Raw genomic sequence first — 23,355 nt, forward strand, 5'->3', positions numbered from 1 at the left:
GGGACGGCAGCCATCATCGGAAACCGTATGGACAAGCATTCCCTCACGCCTTTGTTCGACCCGGAGCACATCTGGGTGCTGCACGCCGCAGGCAGTCCGGAATTGGCTCTGGCGCAGGAGCTGCTCGCCGACCGTGTGGCCAGCGGCCAGCTGCGTTTCGACACACTGACACCCGCGCTGCTGGCCGCCGACGCCCCGCCGATACGCGCCGACGTGGTCTGGCTGCTGATGGACATGGTCGGCGTATGCCACGCGATTCCCGCGCTCGCACGCTGGCAGTTGCGCCTGGCACTGCTGAGCGGAGCGGCCGAGGACGCCGTCGCCGTCGAGCACATGCTGACTCTCGCGCGTACCCATGGCGTGCGCGTGCTGGGCCCGGATACCCTCGGCCTGCAACGCCCGGCGCGCGGTCTCAACCTGAGCCTGCTCGGCCCGATGCCGCCGGCCGGCAGCGTGGCTTTCGTGGCGCAGTCCGGTTCGCTTGCGGCTTCCACCGTCGACTGGGCCCTCGATCAGGGCGTGGGCTTTTCCGCGGTGGTGACCATCGGCGACCAGCGCGACATCGACCTTGCCGACGTGCTCGATTTCCTCGCCAGCGATCCGGCTACCGAGAGCATCGTGCTCTACCTCGAAGGCGTGCGCGAGCCGCGCAGCTTCCTGTCGGCACTGCGCGCGGTGGCCACGGTCAAACCCGTGGTGGTGCTCAAGGCCGGGCGCCACCCGGCCACCGCGGCCGCGGCGCAAACGCATTCGCGCGCGCTGGTTGGCGACGACGATGTGTTCGACGCGGCCCTGCGCCGCGCCGGCGCGGTGCGCGTGCGCTTCTTCGTGCAGCTGTTCTCGGCGGTCAAGTGCCTGGCTTCGCGCTACCGGCCCACCGGCAAGCGCCTCGCGGTGATCGCCAACGGCGGCGGTCCTGGCGTTCTTGCAGCCGATTGGGCCCAGGACAGCGGCCTGGCGCTGGCGCAGCTGTCCCCGGCCACCCTGGAGCATCTGCACACGTTGGCCCCGGAGGGCAGTTCGGCCAATCCGCTCGATATCGGTGAGCGGGTATCGGCAGGCACATTCGCCGAGGCCGTGCGCGTGGTCATGGAGGATGCCGGTGTCGACGGCGTGCTCGCGCTGTTCGCACCCAAGGCCGATCGCGACCCGCTGGTCTACGCGCAGGGCCTGGTCGATCTGCGCGAACGCTTTCGCAAGCCACTGATCGCCTGCTGGCTCGGCGACCGCCGCGTGCTGGAGTCGCGCGCGCTGCTGGCGCGTTCGCGGATCCCGACCTTCCGCACGCCGGAGCCGGCGGTGGACGCCTTCGGCAACCTCGCCAGCTTCTACCGCAACCAGCAGCTCAGCTGGCAGACGCCACCGGCGCTGGCCGAGGGCGAACCGCCGGACCTGGACAGTGCGCGTCTGCTGCTGGCGCAGGTCGCGGCATCCGGGCGCGAGATGCTCTCGGAGATGGAGTCGAAGGCATTGCTCGCGGCTTTCCACATCCCGGTGGCACGCACCCTGCTGGCGCGCACGCCGCAGGAGGCCACCCTGATCGCGCAGCAGCTCGGCTTTCCGGTGGTGCTCAAGGTCAGCTCGCCGGATATCGCGCACAAATCCGATGTCGGCGGCGTCATGCTCGACATCCGCGGTGCGCGCCAGTTACAGCTGGCGTGGCAGGAGCTGATCGACGGCGTGCGCGAACGCGCTCCGCAGGCGCGCATCGACGGCATTGCGGTGGAACCGATGGTGGCGCCGCGCCACGGGCGCGAGATCTATATCGGCGTGGTCAGCGACGCGCTGTTCGGCCCGGTGATCCTGTTCGGCGCCGGCGGGCGCACGGTGGAGGTCTATTCGGACCGCGCGATGGAGCTGCCGCCGCTGAACCGTTTCCTCGCGCGGCGGCTGATCGAACGCTCGCGCGCCTCGCGCATGCTCGGTCGCTGGCGCGGGGCAGGCGAGGCCGACATCGACGCGGTCGAGGCGGTCCTGCTGCGCGTGTCGGAACTGGTGTGCGAGTTGCCGGAAGTGGCCGAGATCGACCTGAACCCGCTGATCGTCGACGAGCACGGCATCACGGTGGTGGATGCGCGCATCGTGCTCAAGCGCGGCCACCGCACGCCGGAACTTGAATACGGGCACATGGCGATCATGCCGTACCCGAGCCGGCTGGAAACCGCGCTGGTGCTGCGCGATGGCAGCGCCTGCCTGTTGCGCGCGATCCGTCCCGAGGATGCGCCGACCCTGCAGGAGTTCGTGCGCGGACTGTCCGAGGAAGCGCGCTATTTCCGCTTCGTCGCGAGTGTCAAGGAGCTGTCGCCGCGGCAGTTGGCGCGCTATACCCAGATCGACTACTGGCGCGACATGGCGCTGGTGGCGGAGGTCGATACACCGGCGCCTGCAAGCGCAGCCGACGAGGCAGCGACCACGGCGCGACGATTCGCCGGGGTCGCGCGCTACATGCTCAATGCCGACGGGCGCACTTGCGAGTTCGCAATCGCCATCGGCGACGCCTGGCAAGGCAAGGGGCTGGGCCGCCAGCTGATGCAGTCGCTGATGGATGTCGCCCGCGGCCGCGGCCTGACCCACATGGAAGGCATGGTGCTGGCGCGGAACACCAAGATGCTGGGACTGATGCAGCGCCTGGGCTTCAGCGTACGCCCGGACCCCGAGGATGCATCGATGGTGCTGGTGGGGCGTGAGCTTTAAGTGCGGGGGGAGGTGAAGCGGGGAAGGGTGAAGCGGGGCAAGGTGAAGCGGGGCAAGGTGAAGCGGGGCAAGGTGAAGCGGGGCAAGCATGTCCCCTTGCCCCCTGACCCTCGCCCCGCTTCTCAGCCTCTAGTCAGTCCGTCGCGCGCGTCTGAAGGTCTTCGGCTGGATTCTGCTTGGATCGCAGCAAGCATGTCCTCTTGCCCCGCTTCTCAGCTTCGAATCAGTCCGTCGCGCGCGTCTGAAGGTCTTCGGCTGGATTCTGCGTGGATCGCAGCAAGCATGTCCCCTTGCCCCCTGACCCTCGCCCCGCTTCTCAGCCTCTAGTCAGTCCGTCGCGCGCGTCTGCAGATTCAGGTCGTCGGCCGGATTGCGGCTGGCCAGGCGCACGCGGTTGCGGCCCTCGCGCTTGGCGCGGTACAGCGCGCGATCGCTGGCAGCGATCCACTCGTCCGCGGTGTTGAACAGCTGCGGACCGAGCATCGCAACGCCGATGCTGCCGCTGCAGCGGATCAGACGGGCATCCCAGGGCACCTCGTTGTCGAGCCGATGGCGCAGGCGTTCGGCGACTTCCAGGGCCTGGGCCTCGTCGATCGCCTCGGCCACGACGATGAACTCCTCGCCACCCCAGCGCCCGAGCAGCGCATTCTCGGGCAGGGTGGCGCGCATGCGCTCGGCACAGGCCTTGAGCACCGCGTCGCCGGCCTGGTGGCTGTGGCGGTCGTTGATCTGCTTGAAGTGGTCGAGGTCGATCAGCATCAGGCAGCCGCTGCCGCCGATGCGGCCGCGCTGCCAGGCCAGCTCGATCCGCCGCATCACCGCGTGCCGGTTGGCGACACCGGTCAGCGCATCGGTAGTCGCCATCTGCTCCAGGCGTTCGGTGGTCTGCAGCAGCGCCGAGTGCAATTGCGCCAGCTGGTCGCGGTTGGCGCGCAGCTCGGCGTTGGTCCGGCGCATCGTGTGTACCCGCCAGAAGAGCACACCCAGAACCGCTGACAAGGCGATCAGGCCGCTGATCAGGGCGAGCCCCAGGTAGCGCTGGCGCGTCAGCCGCAGGTCCTTGATCTGGTTCTCGTGGGTCAGCGCCTGGCGTTCAAGTTCGGTGCGTTCCTGTTCCAGGCTGGCCTCGAGCACGGCGATGCGTCGGCCGGCCATGTCCATCGCCAGTTCCTTGTCGAGCTTCTGGTGCGCCTTGCGCGTGACGTAAGCGCTGGCGGCATCGCCCAGGCCCAGTTCGAGGTCGGCCACCACATCCAGCGCCGCGCGCTCGAGGATGCGGTCGCCGATCCTGCGCGCGCCCTCCAGCGTCCCGCGCGCCTGGGCGAGGAGTTCGGCCGATGCCCCGCGCGCGCCGTAGACACGCACGCGGCTGAGGCCCAGCAAGACCTGGTCGCGCACTGCGACGCGGTCGTATTCGGCCCATGCACGGTCCACCCAGCGGCGCGCATCCGCCCATTGGCCGCGCACCAACTGCAGGTCGGCCATGCGGCTGTACGCGTTGACCTTGTTCGGCGCGTTGCCGGACTCCTCGGCCATCTTCACCGCGTCTTCGATGTAGCGCGCTGCCTCGTCGAAGCGCTCCATGTTCATCAGCGAGATGCCGAGTTCCGCGGTCAGGATGATCGCCTCGCGGTGGTTGCGCTGCTGGATCTGGGTCAGCGCCTCGCGCAGGTATTCGGTGCCGCGCTCCTCGTCGTCAAGATTGCGATAGAGCACGCCGAGCAGGCGCAGGCTGCGCGCAATTTCAGGCTGGTTGCGCACCTTGCGCGCCAGCGCCAATGCCTCGTTGTGCACCAGCGCGGCATCGCTGAAGCGACCGGTACGCCCATGCAGCATGCCGATCGAATTCAATTGGTGCGCCAGCCACAGGCTTTCATTGCGCTGGCGTTGCATCTTGGCGCCGGCTTCGAAGGCCGCCAGCGCAAGGTCGAAGTGCCCGCGCTTGCGCTCCAGCACACCCTGGTGGTGCACCGTCAGCATTTGCCAGTCCGGATTGGGCGTGCGCGCCTGCAGCGCCTGCATCTGGTCCAGTGCGGCCGCGGCGTCGTCAAGACGGCTGCGATTCGAGTAGACCACCGCCGCAAGCGTCAGCACGGCAAAGCGCAGGTCGGGCACGGCCAGGTTGATGCTCGTGCGTTCGAGTTCTCCGAGCAGGGCGAAGACGGTCGCTTCGTGCTCGAGCTCGTTTTCCAGTTCGATCAATGCCAGCGTGGCCCAGGCGCGCGCGACCTCGTCGCTGGCCTGGTCGCGCAGGGCAATCGCGCGATCGCGCAGTTCGCTGGCGCCGGCATCGTAGTTCCAGCGCAGCGCATGCACCGCCGGTGGCTGGGATGGAAAGCTCTCCGCTGGAACGGGCGGTTCGGCCCGCGCGCCAAAGGCCAGCAGCATGCAGATCCAGAGCAGCCAGGAGACGACGGGCAGGCGCATTGTTTCAGTATGCGCTCGCGGCTGCTGTCTGAGGTTGGCTGCGTTTCGTCACCGATCTGCACACGGCGAGTGGCCCTGGGATGCTCCTTTCAACCACGGACGTCCGGCTGGAACCGGGACATCAGCAATGTTTCATTTGCCGAGCAGGATCTCGAGCACGAACTTGCTGCCGAAGAAGGCCAGCAGCAGCACCAGCATGCCCGCCAGGGTCCAGTTGACCGCGGTGCGTCCGCGCCAGCCGAAACGCCAGCGCCCGAACACGAGCAAGCCAAAAACCACCCAGGCCAGCAGCGTCAGCACGGTCTTGTGCACCAGGTGCTGCGCCATCCAGTCATCGATGAACAAGGCCCCGCTGAGCACTGTCAGGGTCAGCAGGGCGAAGCCGGCGACGATGTACTGGAACAGGAGATCTTCCATCGCCGACAACGGCGGCAGCGCACGCAGCATCGGTCCCAGTCGCTTGCGCCGCAGGCTGCGCTCCTGCCAGGCCACCGCCAGCGCCTGCAGCGCAGCGATGCTGAGCAGGGCGTAGGCAGACAATGCGATGACGACATGCAGGCGGATCTGCCAGCCGCTGATCGACACCGCGCCCCGCGGCGCCAGCACCCCGGCGATCGCCGAAACCATCGCAATCGGCCAGATCATCGCCAGCAGCAGGCGCGCGCGCGAACCGCCATGTACCGCGGTCATCACCACCGCCATCGCCCACGCCACCAGCGACAGCGCGCGAAAGAAACTGGTGTCGATCGGCGATCCGAGCAGCGTCGGTAGGAACACCAGCGCCGCGTGCGCGCCGAGACCGGCAATCCCGCAGGCCATCACCCAGCGCGGCCCAAGCAGAGCGCGCTCGCCCAGCGCCCCCTGCAGCAGCAGCCAGGTGCCGGCGAGGTAGCCCAGGGTAGTGATCGCGAGCAAGAGGGTGTCGAGCATGCGCGGATGATGGCATGGAGGGCGCCAGATTGACGCGGGCAGGTGCTGGCTGTTGCCGGATCGCGAGTGGTGGCGCAGGTCAATCTTGATTGTGGCGGCCGCTCAGGCGTGCATCAGGTACCAGCGCCAGTCCTGCTCGCCGACCTCGCTCATGAACTGGCTCATCTCGGCGTACTTGATGGCGAGGTAGACGCGGACGAAGTCTGCGCCTAGCGATTCGCGGGCCCAGTCCGAAGCCTCCAGCGCGCGCAATGCGGTCAGCCAGTCGGTGGGCAGCCGCTCGCGATCCTGCGCATAGCCGTTGCCAACGATCGGTTCGCCGGGGTCGATCTGGCCGCGGATACCGCTGTGGATCCCGGCAAGCACCGCGGCGGCGGCGAGGTAGGGATTGGCGTCAGCGCCGCAGATGCGGTGCTCGACATGCCGGCTGGCCGCCGGACCGCCCGGGACGCGCAGCGACACCGTGCGGTTGTTGACGCCCCATGAGAGCGCGGCCGGCGCATAGCTGTTCGCCTGGAAGCGCCGGTAGGAGTTGGCGTGCGGCGCGAACAGCGCGAGCGATTCACGCAGGTGGCGCAGCATGCCGCCGATCGAATGCCGCAGCAGCGGCGTGCCGGCGGGGTCCTCGCTGGCATAGAGGTTGTTGCCCTCGCGGTCGGCCAGGCTGACATGCAGGTGCAGGCCGCTGCCGGCGCGCGCGGCGAACGGCTTGGCCATGAACGTGGCGATGCAGCCGTGGCGCGCGGCGACGCCCTTGACCACGCGCTTGTAGCGCACACCCTCGTCGATCGCCTGCAACGCATCCGCACGATGCTCCAGCGTCAGTTCCAGTTGGCCAGGCGCGTACTCGCTGATTGCGGTGCGCAGCGGCAGGCCTTGCACCTCGCAGGCGCGGTAAAGATCGTCGAAGAAGGGCTGCAGCCGCTCCACTTCGAGCACGCCGTAGACCTGCGGCGTGTCCGGGCGGCTGCCGTCGCTCAGGCGCGCCGGCTGCGGGCGTCCATCGGCGTCGCGCGCGGCGTCGAGCAGGTAGAACTCCAGTTCCACCGCCATCACCGGATGCAGGCCATCTGCAGCCAGCCGGTCGATTACGCGCTGCAGCACGCGGCGCGGATCGGCCACCGCCGACGGCCCGCCCTCCGGATGCAGCGACAACTGCACCTGGCCGGTCGGCTGGTCGCGCCAAGGCTGCAGCGTCAGGCTGCCGGCCAGCGGGAAGGTGGTGCAGTCGGCATCGCCCACATCCCACACCAACCCGGTCTCGGGCACGTCCTCGCCGCGGATGGAGAGGCTGAGGATGCTCGCCGGCAAGGGCCGGCCGTGGCGGTAGGCGGCGAGCAACTCGTCGCGGTGCAGCAGCTTGCCGCGCGGCACGCCGTTGGCATCGATCAGGAAGGCCTCGATGCTGCGCACCTCGGGGTGGCGGGCGAGGAAGGCGTCGGCTTCGGAGATGTCGGCGAAGGGCATGAATCAGGATTCCCGGGCGCCCGGCAGGGCGAGGATGTCGGTCAGCGCGGCGTCCAGCACGGCGAGCAATCGATTCACGTCGTCGCGCGTGGTGGCCGGGCTGCACAGCGTCATGTTGTGGAAGGGCGTGATCAGGATGCCGCGGTTGATCAGGTACAGGTGCAGCGCAGCCTGCAGCGTATCGTGAAAGGCCGCTTCCGCCTGCGCGCCAGTGCGTGGACGCTGCGCGCAGAACTGGAACTCGCAGCGGGCTCCGAGTTCGGTCACTGACCATGCCAGCGCGTGGCGCGCGATCAGTGCGCGGAAGCCTTCAGACAGTTGTGCCGCGAGCGCCCGCATGTGGGCGTAGGCGGCATCGGACATCACCTCGCTCAAGTTCACGCGCAGGCAGTGCATCGCCAGCGCATTGGCCGACAGCGTGGTGCCCATGCCGCTGTGGCCGTGTCCCGGCGCTTCCTCCGCGCTGCGGGCGCGCGCCTGCGGCATTGCGTCGGCCATCGCCTGGGTGCAGCCGTAGACCGCGCAGGGCACGCCGCCGGCGATCGCCTTGCCAAGGGTGATGAAGTCGGGCTGCAGCGACCATTCGCGGGTGCAGCCGCCGGGACCGGTGGAGATCGTGTGGGTTTCGTCGACCACCATCAGCACGCCGCGCGCGCGGGTCAGCTCGCGCAGGCTGGCGAGGAAACCGGGATCCGGCAGCACCATGCCGATGTTGGTCATCGCCGGCTCCAGCAGCACGGCCGCCACATCGCCCGCCGCGAGGGCTTTTTCGACCGCGGCGAGGTCGTTGAACGGCACGGCGCGGGTGCCGCGCGCCAGGTCATGCACCTGGCCGACGAGGCCGGCGCGATGCACGGTGCGCCCGTCGCGCCAGCGCACCAGGGTGTCGTCGACCGTGCCGTGGTAGCAGCCGTCGAAGACCAGCACGACGGGCCGGCCGGTGATCGCGCGCACCCAGCGCAGCACGCTGCGGTTGGCGTCGGTGGCGGTGTTGGTCATCTGCCACAGCGGCAGGCCGAAGCGGGCGGCCAGCAGTTCCGCCGCGACCACCGCATCCTCGCCGGGCAGCATCGTCGTCAGCCCGCGCGCACCCTGTTCGGCGAGCGCACGGGCGATCGGTGGCGGCGAGTGGCCGAACATGCTGCCCGTGTCGCCCAGGCAGAAGTCGATGTACTCATGGCCGTCGACATCGACGAAGCGCGCGCCCTGCGCGTGGTCAACGAACAGCGGGCAGGGCGTCGACCAGTCGGCCATCCAGTGCATCGGCACGCCGCCGACCAGCGCGCCGCGCGCACGCCCGGCCAGCGCCAGCGAGCGCGGGTGGGTGGCGAGGAAGCGCGCACGTTCCTGCGCCATCAGCGTGGTCACGGCGGATTCGGCGATGCCGCTGGGGGTCATGCGGGGGAGTTCCGGTACCGGCAGGCTGCCGATGCTCGCGCGTCCGCACCCGCCGATTCAATCGGCATTGAATCCGCCCACCAGCATCCCCAGATAACGCGCACCTTTGGGATATCGCGAAGCCGCCATGACCACCGAAACCCGTGCCTTCCAGGCTGAAGTCCAGCAGGTCCTGAACCTTGTCATCCACTCGCTGTACTCCAACAAGGAGATCGTGCTGCGCGAGCTGGTGTCGAACGCCTCCGACGCACTCGACAAGCTGCGCTTCGAGGCGCTCAGCCAGTCCGAACTGCTCGCGGGCGATCCGGAGCTGCGCATCGAGATCGAGGCCGACGAGCAGGCGAAGACCCTGACCATCCGCGACAACGGCATCGGCATGAGCCACGACGAGGTGGTCGAGAACATCGGCACCATCGCGCGCTCCGGCACCCGGCGCTTCCTCGAAAGCCTGTCCGGCGATGCGCGCAAGGACGCCCAGCTGATCGGCCAGTTCGGCGTGGGCTTCTACTCGGCCTTCATCGTCGCCGACAAGGTGGAGCTGCGCACCCGCCGCGCCGGGGCGCAGGCCAGCGAGGGCGTGCTGTGGAGCTCCGACGGCAAGGGCGAGTACAGCGTCGAGCCGGCAGAAGTCGCACGCCGCGGCACCGAGATCGTACTGCACCTGAAGGAAGGCGAGGGCGAGTTCGCGTCCAGCTGGCGTTTGCGCTCGCTGATCCACAAGTACTCCGAGCACATCGCGTTCCCGATCCGCATGCTCGGCGAGGCCGAGGAAGAGGGCGCGCAGGCGCCGTGGGAGACGGTCAACCAGGCTGCCGCGCTGTGGACCCGGCCCAAGTCCGAGCTGAAGGACGAGGATTACCAGGGCTTCTTCAAGCACATCGCGCATTCGGATGGCGAGGCGCTGACCTGGACCCACAACAAGGTTGAAGGCACCCAGAGCTACACCAGCCTGCTGTACATCCCGGCCAAGGCGCCCTTCGACCTGTTCGGCGGCAACCGCGACGAACGCCACGGCCTCAAACTCTATGTCAAGCGCGTCTTCATCATGGACGCGGCCGAACACCTGCTGCCGGCCTATCTGCGCTTCGTGCGCGGCGTGGTCGATTCCGACGACTTGCCGCTGAACGTCTCGCGCGAGCTGCTGCAGGACAACAAGCTCACCCAGCAGATCCGCTCGGCGGTGATCAAGCGCACGCTGGATGCGCTGGACAAGCTGGCCGCGGACCAGCCGGAGAAGTTCGCCGATTTCTGGCGCGAGTTCGGCCAGGTGCTGAAGGAAGGCCTGACCGAGGATTACGCCAACCGCGAGCGCATCGCCAAGCTGCTGCGCTTCGCGTCGACCGCCAGCGAGGGCGCGGCGCAGACGGTCTCGCTGCAGGATTACCTCGGCCGCATGCGCCCGAACCAGACCGCGATCTACTACATCAGCGCCGAGAGCCACCTGGCTGCGCGCCATTCGCCGCACCTGGAGGCCTTCCGTGCCAAGGGCGTCGAGGTGCTGCTGGCCTCGGACCGCATCGACGAGTGGGCGCTGTCCTACGTCCACGAGTTCGACGGCAAGCCCTTCGTCTCGGTGGCCAAGGGCGATGTCGACCTGACGAACATCCCGGATGCCGAGGGCGCCGCGCCGCCGCCGACCGCCGAGCTGCCGGCAGGCTTGGCTGAGCGGGTCAAGGCGGTGCTCGGCGACAAGGTCAAGGCCGTGCGCGGCAGCAGCCGCCTGCGCGATTCCGCGGCGGTACTGGTAGTCGACCAGCACGAGCTGTCGCTGCACACCCAGCGCCTGTTGCGGCAGGCCGGGCAGGCCGCCGGCGGTGGCGCGCCGACGCTGGAGCTGAACCCGGCGCATGCGATCACGCTGAAGCTGGCCGCGGAGGCCGATGAAGCGCGCTTCGCCGACTGGGCCAGCCTGGTGTACGAGCAGGCGGTGCTCAGCGAAGGCGGCCAGCTGGAAGATCCGAGCGGCTTCGTGCGCCGCCTGAACGGGCTGCTGTTCAGTGCCTGAGGCAGTCGCCACCGCGGTGCGCGCCGACCAGTGGTTGTGGGCGGCGCGCTTCTTCAAGACCCGCTCGCTGGCCAAGCAGGCCATCGACGGCGGCAAGATCGAGGTCAATGGCTCCCGCTGCAAGCCGGCCAAGGCAGTGCATGTGGGCGACACCCTGAGCATCAGCCGCGGCAGCGAGCGGATCGAAGTCATCGTCGCCGTGCTCTCCGACAAGCGCGGGCCGGCGCCGGTAGCCGCCGCGATGTATGCGGAAACCGCGGCCAGCATCGTGCGTCGCGAGCGCGAACGCGAGGCGCAGCGGCTGTCGCGCATGGCCTACCAGCCGCCGGATGGGCGCCCGAGCAAGCGCGACCGGCGTGACATGGCCGCCTTCGAGCGCCACCATGGCGCGACCGAAGCCGGCGACGACTCCTGATGCCCAAGCTGCTGCTCAACCTGCGCCTCGCCACCGATGACGAAGCGGATGACGTCCGTGCACTGCTCGACGAGCACTCGGTCGACTGGTACGAGACCAAGCCCGGCTTCTGGGGCATTTCGGCCGGCGGCATCTGGTTGCGCGACCTCGAGCGCGCGGCCGAGGTCAAGCGCCTGCTGGATGCCTACCAGGCCGAGCGCGTGGTGCGCGTGCGCGCCGAGCACGAAGCCGCGCGCCGCGACGGCACCGCGCCAACCTTCCTCAGCGACTTGCGCGCCAACCCGGCGCGCATGCTGTTCCAGTTGCTCGCCGCGGCTCTGCTGGTGGCGATCACCATCGCCCTGCCGTTCATGCTGCTGTCGCGCTGAGCGACCAGCGGAAAGGAGAGTGCGGGGCACGAAGGGCTGGCTCGCTGGGAAGGAGCCTGTGATTCAGGACGCAAAGGGCGCAAAGGACGCAAAGGAGATCAACAGCCGTGATCTGCGTGCATGGTCTCGGGCCAATGCTGCCTTCGCGCACTTTGCGTCCATTGCGTTCCGAATCACAGGGTCGTCATTCCCCTCGGGCAGGAAGGTGCAACAATCGAACGGGCTGGAGCATGTTCGGTGAGATCTTTGGGCGCTGATCGCTATCCGCGGATCCTGCTCGGTGTCTACCTGCTGTGGTGGATGCTGCTCGCCATCGCGCCTGCCTTCCGCCAGGACTGGCTGCTGGAGAACCTGCTGGTCTTCGTCGGATTGCCAGCGCTGATCCTGCTGCACAGTCATGTGCGGCTGTCGCATGCCGCTTGCACCGCGCTGTTCGTGTTCTTCGCCCTGCACGCGGTCGGCGCGCACTACACCTACTCGGAAGTGCCTTACGACCGCTGGGCGCAGGCGCTGACCGGGAGCACGCTGAGTGAGGTATTCGGCTGGCAGCGCAACCACTTCGATCGGCTGGTGCATTTTCTCTACGGACTGCTGGTCACGCCGGCGGCAATCGCCTTGCTCGACCGGCGCGCGCCGCAGCAGGGCATCTGGCGCTGGCTGCTGCCCTGGCTGTTCATGCTCTCGCACTCGACGATCTACGAAATGATCGAATTCGCCGCGGCGATGGTCTTCGGCGGCGACCTCAGCCAGGCCTATGTCGGCACCCAGGGCGATGTCTGGGACGCGCAGAAAGACTCCGCGCTGGCGGCCATCGGCGCGGCTGTCGCGGTGGTGTGGTGCCGGGAGTCCGCGTAGCCCGGGGTGCGCGCGCAGCGCGTTCCCCGGGTGCTTGCGACATGTAACTGCTGAGCCGCTGCGCGGCACAACGGGCTACGCAGTATCGATGCCTCAGCCCGAGGCCGGCAGCAGCATCACCGAGGTGGCGCTGATCCGGACTTCCATCGCCGGGCCGCTGACCTTGGAGGGGTCATGGCCGCCGTCTTCGGCCATGTGCTTGGCCTCGGCCTCGCTCATCGGCTTCAGCACCAGGGTGCCGTGGACCACGGCATTGCCGCTGGTGTCTTTCGGGATGAAGAAATCGTCCTTGCCGAACATCACGCGGGCACTCTGTTCGCCGTCCGCAAGGACCATCCAGCAGCCCTTCTTCTGGCACACCTTGGTCACGCGGCCGCTGAACTTCTGCGGCGCGCCGGCGTACTTCTCGGCCGCGGCCAGCGCGGTGCCGATCGGCGTGGCGTCGCCTTCGGGCATCTGCGCGCCATAGACCGGGTGACCGTCGACGACGGCGACGGGCGTGGGCTCATTGTCGGCGGCAAAGGCCGGGGTGAACGCGACCAGGGACAGGGCAATGGCGGTGCAGCGGATCAGTTTCATGGGTCTCTCGCAGCCTTGGTTCAGTGGATGTCGACAGCAGCCAGCGCGGCAAGTTCGTCACGCGTCGAGTAGCGCCCGGCCGCGTCCTGCTGCACATGCGCACAGGCTACCGCCGGATCATGGGTGAAATACAGCCGCACGCCGCGGCGCAGCTTGTCGGCGAGGAAATGCCGCTTCTCGTCGATCAGCAACTCGGGATAGCGGTCATAGCCCATGGTCACCGGCAGGTGCACCCAGGCCTTGCCGGGAATCAGGTCGGCGCAGAACACGATGCCACCGTCGCCACCGATCTCGCTCAGCATCAGTCCCGGCGTGTGGCCGTGCGACTCGTAGAAGCCGACCGCGTCCCCCAGCGACTCGCAGTGCGCCGGCAGCGGCCCCGGATTGCCGATCGAGTTTGCCGGGCCGAGGTCGACCAGTTCCAGGCGTCCGCTCGCTTCGAGCAGTGCATTGAGGTCCGGGATGAACGAGGCGCGGTCGCGCGCATGCGGCGACTGCGCCCGCTCCCAGTGGTCGCGACCGACGACGAAGCGCGCCTTCGGGAACAGCAGTCGCGGCGCCTGGCCCTCCTGCCACGGCGCCAGCAGGCCGCCGGCGTGGTCGAAGTGCAAATGGCTCAGGACCACGACATCGATGTCCGCATCCGACAGGCCCAGCGCAGCGAGCGAGTCGAGCAGCACATGGCGTTCTTCCAGCACACCGAAACGCGCGCGGAGTTTCGGGTCGAAGAAGGCACCGATCCCGGTCTCGAACAGCACCCGCCGCCCGTCATCCAGTTCAATCAGCAGCGCGCGACAGGCCAGCGGCACTCGATGCTCCGCATCCGGCGCCAGCCATTTCTCCCACATCGCGCGCGGCACATTGCCGAACATCGCGCCGCCGTCCAGGCGCTGGGTGTTGCCGTTGATGGACCAGGCTTTCATGGCAGCGACGACCCTGTGATTGATTACGCAATGGACGCAAAGGGCGCAAGGAAGGCAGATGCCGCCGATATCCAAGCGCTTCTTCGCGTTTGGTCTGCTTTGCGTCCAGAAATACAGACCGCCATCTTGCGAGACATGCCGAAGGCATTCGGCACGCCTGTCTACTCCTGATTCGTCCAATCCTCATCGCGGGAGGCCCCAAAGCAACAGCGTTTGGACAAGGTCCAAACCCACGCACAGCAAGCTCGCGGCATCTGTGGGTTCGGACCTTGTCCGAACGCCTCGCATCGCCGGTCCATCGGCGATGAGGATTGGTACGAATCAAGTGTCTACTTGGCTTCGTGGAAGGTGAACGAGGCGCCCCAGGCCCTGACGGCAGCCTTGACGCGCCTTTCCTCGGCCTTCTGGCCGATGAAAATCACGCTGATGCCCTTGAGCATGTTGGGCTTCGGCGGATTGGCGAAGGCCTGCTCGACGATGGTCGCCATCAGCGGCGAGTCGGGCGATGCGAACAGGATCAGCGTGCCCTCGGCGATGCCGCGCCCGACAAAATTCTTGATGAAATCGACGTGAAGCGCGGCCTTTTCTTCGTCCGAGCCGTACTCGACGAAGGTGGCGAAGATGCGCTTGCTCTGGTCGGGCGTGACAATCTTCTCGACCACCGCCGAAACATAGGTCTTCCAGGCGACGGTGTCGGCCGGGTTGGTGGGTGCGTTGATCACCGGGACGGGTGTGGGTTCGTCGCCGGCGGCGTAGGCCGGGGCGAAGGCGATCAGAGACAGGGCAATGGCAGCGCAACGGAGCAGTTTCATGGGTCTGGACAATGTCTGTGATTGGTCAGTGGATGTCGACAGCAGTCAGCGTGTGCGATTCGTTGAATCCCACCGCATCGCGCAGCGACGACCCTGTGATGGAGTACGCGAAGGACGCAAAGAAAGCAAATGCCGCCGATATCCAAGCGCTTCTTCGAGTTTGATCTCCTTTGCGTCCTTCGCGTCCAGAAATACAGCCAGCAATCTTGCGAGAGTCACGGTCAGGCACACCGGAATGCTCAGCGGAAAATCGCCTCCCGGTCCCGGCTCTCGCCGCCGCCGACGGACTTCCAGCGCGGATCCGAGGCGGCTTCAACGGCGCCGGTGGTGCGGTTCCAGACGACGATCTGCATATTGCCCCAGGGGCGCTCGGCCGGGGTCAGCGTGTAGCCGCGGGCCGTGAGGGCGGCCGTGTCGGCCTCGCTCAGGGCGCCCGGTTCGGTGGACACGCTGTCGGGTTGGTACTGGTGGTGGATGCGCGGGGCGGCGACGGCCTCGGCGGCGGACTTGCCATCGAGGATCAGCGACAGGCCCTGGAACACCATGGTGATGATGCGGCTGCCGCCCGGCGAGCCAATCGCCGCGACGCGCTCGTTGCCGAGCAGGATGGTCGGCGACATCGACGACAACGGGCGCTTGCCCGGTTCGATGGCGTTGGCGTCCTCGCCGATCAAACGGAAGGCGTTCGGTACGCCCGGCTTGACCGAGAAATCGTCCATCTCGTTGTTGACCACGAAGCCCGTGCCTGGCACCACGAAGGCCGCGCCGAAGGGCAGGTTGACGCTCTGGGTGACCGCGGCGACATTGCCCTCGGCGTCGATGATCGAGAAATGCGAGGTGTCGTTGCCCTCGGGGCCGGCGCTGATGCCGGGCAGGGCGGCGCTCGGCGTCGCCTTGGCCGTATGGATCGACGCGCGCAGGCCGGCCGCGTAGTACGGGCTCAGCAGCATCTCCAGCGGCATCTGCACGAAGTCCGGATCGCCGAGGTAAATCGCGCGGTCGCGATAGACCCGGCGCATCGCCTCGATCTCCACATGCAGGCGCGCCACGCGGTCGAACTCCGCCAGCGGGTAGCCGGCGAGGATCTGGAACAGCCCGACCAGCGCGATGCCGCCGGAGGACGGCGGCGGCGCGGTCAGGATGGTCTCGCCGCGGTAATCGAAGCGCAGCGGCTCGCGTTCGACCGCCTGGTAGGCGGCAAAGTCCTCATCGCTCCAGATGCCGCCGGCGGCGCGCACGCCTTGTACCAGGGTGCGCGCGGTCTTGCCAGCGTAGAAGCCCGCGTGGCCTTCGGCGGCGAGGCGTTGGAGAACGGCGGCGATGTCGCGGTTGTGCATCCGGGCGCCGGCTTTCGGAGGCTTGCCGCCGGACAGGAACAGGGCTGCGGCGCCGGGTGATTTTGCCAGTTGCTCGGCGCGAAAGCCGATCATCGCCGCATTCTTGTCGCTCCAGGTGTAGCCCTTGCGCGCCAGGCGGATCGCAGGCGCCAGCGATTGCTTCAACGGCAACTTGCCGTAGCGCTCGGCGACCAGCACCAGGCCCGCGGGCAGGCCGGGAATGCCAGCGGCCAGCGGCCCGTTGACGCTGCGCTCGCGCTGCGGGTTGCCGGCCGCGTCCAGGTACATGTCGCGGGTCGCCGCCATCGGTGCCTTTTCGCGCGCGTCGACGAACACCGCCCTGCCGTCGCTGGCGCGGTGCAGCAGGAAGAACCCGCCACCGCCCAGGCCCGAACTCTCTGGCTCGACCACGCTGAGCGCCGCGGATACGGCGACTGCCGCGTCGAAGGCATTGCCGCCCTGCGCGAGGATTTCGAAGCCCGCCGCAGTGGCCTGCTTGTTGGCGCTGGCGATGCCCGCGGCGCGTGGCGATTCGAATCCCTGCTGCGCGTACGCCGGCGCGAACGCGACCAGCAGCCATGCCAGGCCAGTGAGCAGGGCCCGGCGCGCGCCGGTGGCGAGTGTGTTCATGCCGCTTCCTCGGCCTTCAGGCGCTCGCCCTTGGCCAGCAGTTGCTCGGGAGTTTCGATATGCGCCGGGTCGACGAAGATGCACTCGACCGGGCAGACGACGATGCACTGAGGCTCGTCGAAATGCCCCACGCACTCGGTGCAGCGCGCCGGGTCGATTTCATAGATCTGCGGGCCCTGGTAGATCGCCTTGTTGGGGCAGGCCGGCTCGCAGACGTCGCAATTGACGCACTGGTCGGTGATCAGCAGAGCCATCGTGACGGCTTCATCGCTTGCGGGATGCCTCGCCGCAGGCAGCCTGCGGCGAGGTGGTCCGCGCGCTTACTTCGCTTCGTAGAAGGTGAACGAGGCGCCCCAGGCGCCGACGGCGGCCTTGACGCGTTCTTCCTCGGCTTTCTGGCCGATGAAGATCACGTTGATGCTCTTGAGCATGTCCGGCTTCGGCGGATTGGCGAAGGCCTGCTCGACGATCGTCGCCATCAGCGGCGAGTCCGGCGACGCGAACAGGATCAGGGTGCCTTCGGCGATGCCGCGACCGACAAAGTTCTTGATGTTCTCGACGTGGCGGGCGGTCTTCGCCTCGTCCGAGCCGTACTCGACGAAGGTGGCGAAGATGCGCTTGCTCTGGTCGGCCGGGACGATCTTCTTGACCACCGCGGAAACATAGGTCTTCCAGGCGACGGCGTCGGCCGGATTGGTGGGAGCGCTGGCGGCCGGATCGGGCGGCGGCGGCGCCTGTTCGCAAGCGGCAAGACCGATCAGCGCGCAGGCAAGCGCGATCGAGGCAATCAGGCGACGGAACATGGCGAAACTCCTTCGATGGAATAATCCAAGTGCCCGCATGCTACCAGCCCGCTTCGGGCCTTGTGGAAACAGGTGGAAGTGTGCAATCACTTGTGGAACAGCGCGATCAGGCGTCGCTGGACGGCCGGCGGAACGAAGCTGGACACATCCCCGCCGAGGCGCGCCACTTCGCGCACCAGCGAGGACGAGATGAAGCTGTATTGCTCCGCCGGCGTCAGGAACATGGTTTCCGCCTCCGGGATCAGGTGGCGGTTCATGCTGGCGAGCTGGAATTCGTATTCGAAGTCCGACACTGCGCGCAGCCCGCGCAGGATCACGCAGGCGCCGGTTTCGCGGACGAAATGCGCCAGCAGGGTATGGAAGCCGCGGACCTCGACGTTCGGGATCTCCGCGAGCGCCTCGCGCGCCAGTTCGATGCGCTCGTCGAGGCCGAAACTCGGTCCTTTGACCGGGTTGTGGGCTACGCCGACAACCAGGCGCTCGAACAGCGGCGCGGCGCGTACGACCAGGTCCACATGCCCGTTGGTCATCGGGTCGAAGGTGCCGGGATAGACCGCGATGCGCGAGGTGCGCGCCGGCGATTTGGATGCAGTCACGACGCGCTCTCCGCGGAATCAATGCTCGCGAGGCTAGCGGAGCCGGGTGCAGGCTCCAAGAGCAGGTAGCGCACGCGGCCGGCCTGCGCCTCTTTGAGCACGCGCCAGTCGCTGCCGAACGGTGCCTGCACGTCCAGCGGATGCTCCAGGTAGACGCGTGCCCCCGGCGCCAGCCAGGGGCGCAGCAGCGCCAGCAGCGCCTGCCACAGGCCGGCCGCGTATGGCGGGTCGATGAACACCAGGTCGAAGGCCTGTGGTTTGCCAGCGAGCAGTCGCTCTGCGGGCAGCCGGGTGAGCGACACCCGGTCGGCAATCTTCAGGCGTACCAGGCTTGCGGCAATCAGGTCGGCGAGTTCGCGGTCCGGCTCGTTGAGCTGCGCATGCGCGGCCCCGCGCGAGATGGCCTCGATGCCGAGCACGCCCGATCCGGCGCACAGATCGAGCACTTGCGCGCCTTCGATGACCGGCGCCAGCCAGTTGAACAGCGTCTCGCGCACGCGGTCCGGCGTCGGCCGCAGTCCAGGGCGGTCCGGCACCGGCAGCTTCGAGCGCTTCAGCGAGCCGCCGATGACGCGGACTTCGCCCAGCGGGCGCTGCGGGCGGCGATTCTGCTTCGGATTCACGTCAGTCAGGCAACGGTGCAGGGCAGGACCGCTAGAATCGCGGGCTTTCCTGCTCGCCACAATCCGGACACGCATGTTCAAGTGGTTCCGCCGCGACAAGTCGACGCCGCCGCAGCCGGCGACCTCCGGTCAGTTGCCCGAGGCAGTGCCGCCGGCGCCGGAAGTCATTCCATCGGCTTCGGAGGAAGGCGCGATTGCCATGGCGCCCGTCGTGGCAGACGCAATGCCACCGGCTGCTGAAGTCGCGTCTGCCCCGGCGGCTGAGCCCGCGCTGCCGGAGCCACCCGCCGTCGCCGAGCCCGTGGTCCGGGCGGTCGAGGCCCCCGCCGCCGCACCGCCGGAAGAAGTGCCGGCGATGTTCGTCGCCGACGAGCCGCCGCCGTCCGCCAGCGAGCCGCCGAAGCCGCGCAGCCTGCGCGAGCGCCTGGCCGCCACCGCGCGCGCGCTCACCGCGAGCGTCGGCAACCTGTTCAAACGCAATCCCAAGCTCGACGAAGACCTGCTGGAGGAACTGGAGACCGCGCTGATCCAGGCCGACATCGGCGTGACCGCGGCCACGGAACTGGTCGAGCAGTTGCGTGTGCGCATGAAGCGGCGCGAGTTCGCCGATGCCCAGGCGCTGCTCGCTTCGCTGCGCGCCTCGCTGCGGGCGCTGATCGTCGACCACGCGCGTCCGCTGGTGATTCCGCCGGCGCCGCGGCCCTTCGTGATTCTGACGGTTGGCGTCAACGGCGCCGGCAAGACCACCACCATCGGCAAGCTGGCGATGCGCTACAAGCAGGCCGGCCACAGCGTGATGCTGGCCGCCGGCGACACCTTCCGCGCCGCGGCGGTCGAGCAGCTCAAGACCTGGGGCGAGCGCAACCAGGTCGCGGTGGTCGCGCAGGGCAGTGGCGCCGACTCGGCATCGGTGATCTTCGATGCCTTCCAGGCGGCCAAATCGCGCGGCATCGACGTGCTGATCGCCGACACCGCCGGGCGCCTGCACACCCAGGGCCATTTGATGCAGGAACTGGCCAAGGTCAAGCGCGTGCTCGGCAAGATCGACGCCGATGCGCCGCACGAGACCCTGCTGGTGATCGACGGTGGCACCGGCCAGAACGCGTTGAACCAGGCGCGCCAGTTCCACCAGGCCGTCGGCCTCAGCGGCATCGTCGTCACCAAGCTCGACGGTACCGCGAAGGGCGGCATGGTGTTCGCGCTTTGCCGCGAGCTGAAGCTGCCAATCCGCTTCATCGGCGTCGGCGAGAAACGCGAGGACCTGCGCGAATTCAATGCAGACGACTTCGTCGATGCCTTGTTGCCGCGGGAACTCGGCCAGGCCTGATGGCGACGGGGGATTTCGCCGCGCGCCTGCTGGCGTGGTTCGACCAGCACGGCCGGCACGACCTGCCGTGGCAGCATCCGCGCACGCCGTATCGGGTGTGGGTCGCGGAAATCATGCTGCAGCAGACCCAGGTGCAAACAGTCATCCCGTACTACCAGCGCTTCATGGCGCTGTTTCCCGATCTGCCGGCGCTCGCCGCGGCCGCGCTGGACGAGGTACTTGCGGCCTGGTCGGGCCTCGGTTACTACTCCCGTGCGCGCAATCTGCACCGCGCGGCGCAGCAGTGCGTCGACCTGCACGCGGGCGAGTTGCCCGATCGGTACGAGGCGCTGGCGGCTTTGCCGGGTATAGGTCGCTCGACGGCTGGCGCGATCCTGGCCCAGGCGCACGGCCAGCGCCTGCCGATCCTCGACGGGAATGTGCGCCGGGTACTCGCGCGCCACCGCGCGGTGGCCGGCGATCCGGCATCACCCGCGGTTCAGGCCGCGCTCTGGAGGCTGGCGACGGAGGCCTTGCCGCAATCGCGCCTGGCCGACTACACCCAGGCCCAGATGGACCTCGGCGCCACCGTGTGCACTCGCCATCGCACGGCCTGCGAGCGCTGCCCGTTGGCGCAGGACTGCGAAGCGCGGCAGCAGGGCAGGGTGTCCGAGTTCCCGCAGCCCAAGACTCGGCGCGCGCGCCCGCTCAAGGCCACCGTGATGCTGCGCGTGCGCGATGGCGCCGGTCGCCTCCTGCTGCTGCGGCGGCCGCCTGCTGGCGTGTGGCCTGGTCTCTGGTCCTTGCCGGAAGGCACGGATGTCGCCGCCGCGTTGAGTCCCTTGGCGCTGGTGGCGGTCCCCGTCCAGAGCCCGACGACGCGAATCCGCCACGAATTCACCCACTTCTCGCTCGATATCCTGGTGCACGATGTCGCGGTCCACGGTGCCGCGATCGCCGATGACGACTCGCGTTGGTGCCTGCCGGCCGATGCGCTGGCCCTGGGGCTGCCGCAACCGGTGCGCCGGCTGATCGAGAGTGAGTCCGGCCTGCAGTTGCCATTCACCCACTGATGGAGTCGAGCATGTCCCGCATCATCGATTGCGTGCGTCACGGCGCAGGCCAGGAAGGCCTGGACCGCCCGCCATATCCTGGCGATCTCGGCCAGCGCATCTTCGAACAGGTTGGCAAGCGCGCCTGGGGCGACTGGCTGGCGCACCAGACCATGCTGATCAACGAGAACCGCCTCTCGCCGGTCGATCCGAAGGCGCGCAGCTTCCTCAAGGCCGAACTCGAGAAATTCTTCTTCGGCGACGGTTCGGAGCGGCCTGCCGGCTTCGTTGCGCCTGAAGCCTGAGCCAGCGCGAACCGGCTCGGTCAGCCCCCTGCCGGTTTGCCCATGCGCTCGCGCTTCAGCGCCTTGTAGTCCACCGGGCGGATCTCGTCGATGTAGCAGATCTGGTGTTCGAAGGTGACCTTGTCGAAGCGCGCGTGGATGACGCCATTCGATGAGCTGATGCCGATGCCATGCTGGAACTCCAACCCCGGGCATGGCCCGCGCAGGCTCAGCAGGTAGGCTCGGTTGACGCCCATGAACACCACCAACCGGTCCGGCGCCAGCGCATCCCAGTGGTCCAGCCCGGTGTACATCCGGATCTGCTTGACCGGCGCCTGCGCGTACGTCTCATAGGCCGCCAGCCGCGCATCCTGCTTCGCCCGGTACTCGGCCGAACTCGCGCAGGCACCGAGCAGCGCCGCGAGGCAAGTGGTCAGGATCAAATGGCTTGCACGCATATCGGATCTCCGGTCTCGACCTGCCCACATCATCGCGCAGCAGCATGGCCGCAAATGCTGCCTGTCGATGAATGATGTTTCATGTGCGCCGGGGGGGATTGACGAGCGCCAGCGCCGCAGGCTTAATAGCGGGCTCTCGCGCGGCGCGTATCGTGACGCCGGAATGGCGCAGAGAGCCCAGTGGCCGGGTAGCTCAGTTGGTAGAGCAGGGGATTGAAAATCCCCGTGTCGGCGGTTCGATTCCGTCCCCGGCCACCATTTTTCCTCAGCAATTCAACGGCTTCTGATTCCAGTCGTCGCCTCCCTGTGGCGCGCGGCCCTCGGTGTTGTCCGTTGCTTGCGCGTTTCTCGAGTTCGCGATCGACGGATCGTTTCCGTTCGCAGCCATCGCAGTCGCGGTGCCGCGCCGGACGCTTCGTTCGGCCGGACATCCGAGCCACCGACTCAGGCGAGCGACAGCGCTTGCATGGCCTCCACGGCCAGATCGATGAATCCCCGGACTTTCGGCGTGAGGTAGCGCGCGCTGGCGAACACTGCGTGCACGGGCACTGACTGCAGGGACCAGGTGGGCAGTACCTGGCGGAGCTGGGCGGCCTGAACGGCGGGCGCGGCGACAATGGCCGGCAGGAGCGCCACCCCAAGGCCGCTGATGGCCGCGTCCCTGACGGCAAAGACATTGTTGGCCCGCATGCGCGGTTGCAGCGGGATCCGCTGCTGTCTCTCGCCGTGCGAGAGTGACCACGCGGCCTGGTGACTGCCACCGGCAAAAACCAGGGTGTCGTGGCGCGGCAGTTCGACCGGTTCGCCGGGCGTTCCGCGTCGGTCCAGGTAGGCCGGCGCTGCGTAGAGCCCGTAGCGCAGTTCGCCGAGTTTGCGCGCATTGAGCGTCGAGTCTGCCAATGGGCCGACGCGGACTGCGAGGTCGAAGCCCTCGTGCACGATATCGACAAGGCGGCTGGTGAAGTCGGCGTCGACGCGTACCTGCGGGTAGCGCTCGAGGTATGCGCCGATCCAGGCGCTGACAGCGATCATCCCGAATTCCACGCCGCAGGTGAGCTTGAGCACCCCACGCGGTTCACCCTGGGTCTTCTGGACCGCCAGCTGCGCGTCGTCGATGGAAGCGAGGATGCCGATGGCGCGTTCGAAGAACTCGCGCCCGATTTCGGTCAACGAGAGCGAGCGCGTCGTGCGCTCCAGCAGGCGAGCGCCCAGTTCCCGCTCCAACTGGGTGACGACACGGGAGAGGTGAGCCTTCTGCGTCAGCAGGGCATCCGCTGCACGCGTGAAGCTGCCCGTCTGAACAACCTTCACAAAAGCGCGCAGCGCAGCGAGTTCCATTGTTGTCGACATAGGCAACGGAGAGTCGCATTGGAGAGTATTTTTGTGCCGATGT

General features: G+C 68.0%; 22 protein-coding genes and 1 tRNA gene. 9 read left to right on the forward strand and 14 right to left on the reverse strand.

What is annotated here, in order from left to right; genetic code table 11:
- Positions 1 to 27: 27 nt before the first annotated feature.
- Positions 28 to 2,694 (forward strand): bifunctional acetate--CoA ligase family protein/GNAT family N-acetyltransferase, encoded by a 2,667-nt coding sequence (locus IPK27_18540; GenBank protein MBK8069541.1) that lies wholly within the window; start codon positions 28 to 30, stop codon positions 2,692 to 2,694.
- A gap of 327 nt (positions 2,695 to 3,021) precedes the next feature.
- On the opposite strand, the gene IPK27_18545 is transcribed toward IPK27_18540, so the two are convergent.
- The 4 genes from IPK27_18545 to IPK27_18560 form a co-directional block, all read right to left on the reverse strand.
- Complete coding sequence (locus tag IPK27_18545; protein ID MBK8069542.1) at positions 3,022 to 5,121, reverse strand: diguanylate cyclase; 2,100 nt, start codon at positions 5,119 to 5,121, stop codon at positions 3,022 to 3,024.
- A 132-nt stretch (positions 5,122 to 5,253) separates the two neighbouring features.
- Entirely contained in the window at positions 5,254 to 6,051 is a 798-nt protein-coding gene (ccsA, locus tag IPK27_18550; protein MBK8069543.1) for a cytochrome c biogenesis protein CcsA, read from the reverse strand.
- A 102-nt stretch (positions 6,052 to 6,153) separates the two neighbouring features.
- Positions 6,154 to 7,518, reverse strand: coding sequence for a glutamine synthetase (locus IPK27_18555; GenBank protein MBK8069544.1), 1,365 nt, complete (start codon positions 7,516 to 7,518; stop codon positions 6,154 to 6,156).
- Positions 7,519 to 7,521: 3 nt separating this feature from the next.
- On the reverse strand, positions 7,522 to 8,916 hold the full coding sequence (locus IPK27_18560) for an aspartate aminotransferase family protein (GenBank protein MBK8069545.1): 1,395 nt from the start codon (positions 8,914 to 8,916) through the stop codon (positions 7,522 to 7,524).
- Between the two features lie 127 nt (positions 8,917 to 9,043).
- On the opposite strand from IPK27_18560, the gene htpG reads away from it, so the two are divergent.
- The 4 genes from htpG to IPK27_18580 all read left to right on the forward strand — a co-directional run bounded on the left by htpG (position 9,044) and on the right by IPK27_18580 (position 12,559).
- Positions 9,044 to 10,921, forward strand: a complete 1,878-nt coding sequence (gene htpG, locus IPK27_18565) for a molecular chaperone HtpG (GenBank protein ID MBK8069546.1) — start codon at positions 9,044 to 9,046, stop codon at positions 10,919 to 10,921.
- A gap of 16 nt (positions 10,922 to 10,937) precedes the next feature.
- A complete protein-coding gene (locus IPK27_18570) occupies positions 10,938 to 11,336 on the forward strand; it encodes an RNA-binding protein (protein MBK8069547.1) in 399 nt (132 codons plus the stop codon).
- Positions 11,336 to 11,704 carry a hypothetical protein gene (locus IPK27_18575; protein MBK8069548.1) on the forward strand — a complete coding sequence of 123 codons (369 nt, stop codon included), beginning with the start codon at positions 11,336 to 11,338 and terminating at the stop codon, positions 11,702 to 11,704. The genes IPK27_18570 and IPK27_18575 overlap by 1 nt, the downstream gene beginning before the upstream one ends.
- 120 nt (positions 11,705 to 11,824) lie before the next feature.
- The gene (locus tag IPK27_18580; protein MBK8069549.1) at positions 11,825 to 12,559 is read left to right on the forward strand and encodes a DUF2238 domain-containing protein; all 735 of its coding nucleotides are present in this window, start codon (positions 11,825 to 11,827) and stop codon (positions 12,557 to 12,559) included.
- Positions 12,560 to 12,652: 93 nt separating this feature from the next.
- Here the strand turns inward: IPK27_18580 and IPK27_18585 are convergent, their stop codons facing one another.
- The 8 genes from IPK27_18585 to rsmD form a co-directional block, all read right to left on the reverse strand.
- The gene (locus IPK27_18585) at positions 12,653 to 13,138 is read right to left on the reverse strand and encodes a DUF4920 domain-containing protein (GenBank protein MBK8069550.1); all 486 of its coding nucleotides are present in this window, start codon (positions 13,136 to 13,138) and stop codon (positions 12,653 to 12,655) included.
- 20 nt (positions 13,139 to 13,158) lie between these two features.
- On the reverse strand, positions 13,159 to 14,061 hold the full coding sequence (locus IPK27_18590) for an MBL fold metallo-hydrolase (GenBank protein MBK8069551.1): 903 nt from the start codon (positions 14,059 to 14,061) through the stop codon (positions 13,159 to 13,161).
- A gap of 329 nt (positions 14,062 to 14,390) precedes the next feature.
- Positions 14,391 to 14,873, reverse strand: a complete 483-nt coding sequence (locus IPK27_18595; protein ID MBK8069552.1) for a hypothetical protein — start codon at positions 14,871 to 14,873, stop codon at positions 14,391 to 14,393.
- A gap of 239 nt (positions 14,874 to 15,112) precedes the next feature.
- Complete coding sequence (ggt, locus tag IPK27_18600) at positions 15,113 to 16,840, reverse strand: gamma-glutamyltransferase (protein MBK8069553.1); 1,728 nt, start codon at positions 16,838 to 16,840, stop codon at positions 15,113 to 15,115.
- Positions 16,837 to 17,094, reverse strand: a complete 258-nt coding sequence (locus IPK27_18605) for a YfhL family 4Fe-4S dicluster ferredoxin (GenBank protein MBK8069554.1) — start codon at positions 17,092 to 17,094, stop codon at positions 16,837 to 16,839. The genes ggt and IPK27_18605 overlap by 4 nt, the downstream gene beginning before the upstream one ends.
- 66 nt (positions 17,095 to 17,160) lie before the next feature.
- Entirely contained in the window at positions 17,161 to 17,643 is a 483-nt protein-coding gene (locus IPK27_18610) for a hypothetical protein (GenBank protein MBK8069555.1), read from the reverse strand.
- Between the two features lie 86 nt (positions 17,644 to 17,729).
- On the reverse strand, positions 17,730 to 18,173 hold the full coding sequence (gene coaD / locus IPK27_18615) for a pantetheine-phosphate adenylyltransferase (protein MBK8069556.1): 444 nt from the start codon (positions 18,171 to 18,173) through the stop codon (positions 17,730 to 17,732).
- A gap of 62 nt (positions 18,174 to 18,235) precedes the next feature.
- Positions 18,236 to 18,937: a 16S rRNA (guanine(966)-N(2))-methyltransferase RsmD gene (rsmD, locus tag IPK27_18620; GenBank protein MBK8069557.1), complete on the reverse strand. Its 702-nt coding sequence runs from the start codon at positions 18,935 to 18,937 to the stop codon at positions 18,236 to 18,238.
- On the opposite strand from rsmD, the gene ftsY reads away from it, so the two are divergent.
- The 3 genes from ftsY to IPK27_18635 are packed head-to-tail and all read left to right on the forward strand — an operon-like array spanning position 18,936 to position 21,525.
- On the forward strand, positions 18,936 to 20,189 hold the full coding sequence (gene ftsY / locus IPK27_18625) for a signal recognition particle-docking protein FtsY (GenBank protein MBK8069558.1): 1,254 nt from the start codon (positions 18,936 to 18,938) through the stop codon (positions 20,187 to 20,189). The genes rsmD and ftsY overlap by 2 nt on opposite strands.
- Positions 20,189 to 21,241 carry an A/G-specific adenine glycosylase gene (gene mutY / locus IPK27_18630; protein ID MBK8069559.1) on the forward strand — a complete coding sequence of 351 codons (1,053 nt, stop codon included), beginning with the start codon at positions 20,189 to 20,191 and terminating at the stop codon, positions 21,239 to 21,241. The genes ftsY and mutY overlap by 1 nt, the downstream gene beginning before the upstream one ends.
- An 11-nt stretch (positions 21,242 to 21,252) precedes the next feature.
- Entirely contained in the window at positions 21,253 to 21,525 is a 273-nt protein-coding gene (locus IPK27_18635) for an oxidative damage protection protein (GenBank protein ID MBK8069560.1), read from the forward strand.
- Positions 21,526 to 21,545: 20 nt separating this feature from the next.
- On the opposite strand, the gene IPK27_18640 is transcribed toward IPK27_18635, so the two are convergent.
- Positions 21,546 to 21,962: a hypothetical protein gene (locus IPK27_18640; GenBank protein ID MBK8069561.1), complete on the reverse strand. Its 417-nt coding sequence runs from the start codon at positions 21,960 to 21,962 to the stop codon at positions 21,546 to 21,548.
- Between the two features lie 182 nt (positions 21,963 to 22,144).
- On the opposite strand from IPK27_18640, the gene IPK27_18645 reads away from it, so the two are divergent.
- Positions 22,145 to 22,220 (forward strand) — tRNA-Phe (locus IPK27_18645).
- Positions 22,221 to 22,406: 186 nt separating this feature from the next.
- On the opposite strand, the gene IPK27_18650 is transcribed toward IPK27_18645, so the two are convergent.
- Positions 22,407 to 23,300, reverse strand: a complete 894-nt coding sequence (locus tag IPK27_18650) for a LysR family transcriptional regulator (GenBank protein ID MBK8069562.1) — start codon at positions 23,298 to 23,300, stop codon at positions 22,407 to 22,409.
- Positions 23,301 to 23,355 lie beyond the last annotated feature (55 nt).

It is taken from the genome of Rhodanobacteraceae bacterium, from assembly GCA_016713135.1.
Taxonomy (GTDB): domain Bacteria; phylum Pseudomonadota; class Gammaproteobacteria; order Xanthomonadales; family SZUA-5; genus JADKFD01.